The organism is Shewanella gelidimarina, from assembly GCF_023283945.1.
In the GTDB taxonomy this organism is placed as follows: Bacteria; Pseudomonadota; Gammaproteobacteria; order Enterobacterales; family Shewanellaceae; genus Shewanella; species Shewanella gelidimarina.
Genome location: NZ_JAKIKW010000061.1, coordinates 1 through 1,518, shown reverse-complemented (window position 1 = coordinate 1,518; position 1,518 = coordinate 1). Strand labels below are relative to the sequence as shown.

At 48.0% G+C, this 1,518-nt stretch carries 1 protein-coding gene; it reads right to left on the bottom strand.

Annotated elements, in window-relative coordinates:
* Positions 1 to 1,518, bottom strand: a 1,518-nt coding sequence (locus L2729_RS21470; protein ID WP_248990044.1) for a VCBS domain-containing protein, incomplete at both ends; no start/stop codon positions are given.

Genomic DNA, 1,518 nt, shown 5'->3' with positions numbered 1-1,518 from the left:
TGTTTCGCCCGCTTTAAGTGACTGCACATCAATATGGTCGTTATTGAGTTCGTAAGACCAGTTGCCGTCAGCATCAATAGTGAAGCTACCGTAGTTGCCATCAGCAACATCAGTTTGGACTTGGAAGACGGCTTCGCCACCATCCACATCGGTGACGGTCAAGCTGCCAGAGACTGCTTCAATGGTATCGACATCGCTATCTGTTAAACCATCTTCAGTGACGGTGCCCGCATCGCTATCGCCTTGACCGACAGTGATGTCCGCAGGGTCATTGGCGCCGACAATGGAGATGATCACATTGTGACTGGCTGTGCCATCAGCACTGGTGACAGTGATGGTACGGGTCAGTGTTTCGCCCGCTTTAAGTGACTGCACATCAATATGGTCGTTATTGAGTTCGTAAGACCAGTTGCCGTCAGCATCAATAGTGAAGCTACCGTAGTTGCCATCAGCAACATCGGTTTGGACTTGGAAGACGGCTTCGCCACCATCCACATCGGTGACGGTCAAGCTGCCAGAGACTGCTTCAACGGTATCGACATCGCTATCTGTTAAACCATCTTCAGTGACGGTGCCCGCATCGCTGTCGCCAACAGTGATATCAGCGTCATCTCCAACTGGTGTGACTTCAATCGTTAACGTGGCAGTCGAGCCAGTATTGGTGGTGTAAGTAATAACAGGAACGCTGCCATTCCAGTTTTCATTTGGGGTAAAGGTGTAAGAGCCATCTTCATTGATAACCAGAGAGCCACCATCGAGTTCTACCGTGCCGCCTGCAGTAACACTTTGGCCATCGACTTCAAAGCTAACCACGGTTAAATCGCTGTCTACATCACCATCGTTATCTAATACGTTGCCAGTGGCAACGCCATCTTCGTCGATAGTTTGGCTGTCGTTTGCTAATACACTGGCGTCATCTACTGGCGTGACTTCAATAGTGAGTGTTGCAGTTGAACCTGTATTGGTAGTGTATCTAATGACAGGAACGCTGCCATTCCAGTTTTCATTTGGGGTGAAGGTGTAAGAGCCATCTTCATTGATAACGAGAGAGCCACCTTCAAGTTCTACCGTGCTACCTGCAGTAACCGTTTGGCCATCGACTTCAAAACTTACAACGGTTAAATCGTTGTCTACATCACCATCGTTATTTAACACATTACCAGTGGCAACACTCTCTTCGTCGATAGTTTGGCTGTCGTTTGCTAATACACTGGCGTCATCTACTGGCGTGACTTCAATCGTGAGTGTTGCTGTTGAGCCAGTATTGGTGGTGTAAGTAATGACAGGAACGCTGCCATTCCAGTTATCATTTGGAGTGAAGGTGTAAGAGCCATCTTCATTGATAACAAGAGAGCCACCTTCAAGTTCTACCGTGCTGCCTGCAGTAACCGTTTGGCCATCGACTTCAAAACTTACAACGGTTAAATCGTTGTCTACATCACCATCGTTATCTAACACATTGCCAGTGGCAACACTCTCTTCGTCGATAGTTTGGCTGTCGTTTGCTAATACACTGGC